This is a genomic window from Streptomyces klenkii (assembly GCF_003626645.1).
Taxonomy (GTDB): domain Bacteria; phylum Actinomycetota; class Actinomycetes; order Streptomycetales; family Streptomycetaceae; genus Streptomyces; species Streptomyces klenkii.
This window is the reverse complement of sequence record NZ_RBAM01000125.1, coordinates 1-1,208: the sequence shown is the minus strand read 5'-3', so window position 1 is coordinate 1,208 and position 1,208 is coordinate 1. Positions and strand designations below refer to the sequence as shown.

Here is a 1,208-nt window from a genome sequence, read left to right as displayed (position 1 = left end):
GGGTGTGCGCCGAGCACTCGGGGCGCCGCCCCTGGGACCGGGGCATGGTCCTGCTGGTCGACACCGCCCGGTACCCCCTGCGCGTACAGGCCGTCCACCGGGTGCTGCCCGACCTCCCTGCCGCCGAGGCCCTGGACCGGCTGGGCGCCACCTTCCGCACCCGCCCGCTGCACGCCGCGCTGCCCGACGCGCTGGCGCACCTGGCCGCCGCGCCGGGCCCCGCGTTCCTGCTGGCCGGGGCCGGCGCCCTTCACCTGCTGGACCGCCCGGACCCCGAGACGCTGGAACGCGCCATCCGCCCGGACCGCCCGCGCGCCTGGCGCGAGCTGGACGCGACCGTACTGCACGCCGTCCTCTCCAGCGCCGCCTGGCGCCCGGGCCCGATCCGCTACCTCCACGACGCGGCCGGGGCCGTGACCCAGGCCGAACGCGCCGGAGGCACCGCCCTGCTACTGCGCCCGGTCCCCGAGGGAACGGTCCGGGCACTGGCGGAGGCGGGCGTCACCATGCCGCACAAGTCCACATCCTTCGGCCCGAAGCCGGCCACCGGCCTGCTCCTCCGGCCCCTGGACCAGGACTGACACGCCAGGTCACGCCCGCCTCCGCTCACTCCTCCTCGGCCTTGCCCTCGGGAACGCCCGTTCCCGGGGCCTCGCCCTCGGGCCCGTCCTCGGGCCCGGGGGCGTCCGCCTCGGCAGCATCCGCCTCCGCACCGCCCGTCGCGGGCGCGGCCGTTCCCGGCGCCTCGTCCTTCGGCTCCGGAACGCCCGCCTCAGCGGCATCAGCCTCCGACACGCCCGTCGCCGGGGCACCCGCTCCCCGCACCTCGCCCTCGGCACGCTCCTCCGCGGGGGCAGCACTCCCGGCGACGTCCTCCCCGGAGACATCGTCCCCGGCCGGGTCGTCCTCCACGGCGTCGCCCTCCGGGACCTCGCCCGCCAGGGCTGCATCCTCCGAGGACTCGTCCTCCTCGGAAACCGAGGCCGCCTCCTCAGCCGCCCCGTCGGTGATCCCCTTCCCGGAGGGCTCGTCCTCCGGGAACTCGTCCTCGGCCTCAGGATCCAAGGCGTCCACGAAGTGGACGCCGTCGAGCTCGGCCAGCCGGTCCGACGCGTCCGTCGTGCCCCCGCTGTCCGCCTCGGCGGCCCGCGCGAACCACTCGCGCGCCTCCTCCTCGCGGCCCACGGCAAGCAACGCCTCGCCGTAGG

Annotated in this window: 1 protein-coding gene and 1 pseudogene; one reads left to right on the top strand and one right to left on the bottom strand. The window is 77.4% G+C overall.

Annotation, left to right across the window (positions count from 1 at the left end; genetic code table 11):
* On the top strand, nt 1–581 hold a 581-nt coding region (locus tag D7231_RS35125; protein WP_120760428.1), incomplete at its 5' end, for a DUF1015 family protein.
* 25 nt (nt 582–606) lie between these two features.
* Here the strand turns inward: D7231_RS35125 and D7231_RS35120 are convergent.
* Nucleotides 607–1,208, bottom strand: a pseudogene (locus tag D7231_RS35120) (hypothetical protein); the annotation flags it as partial.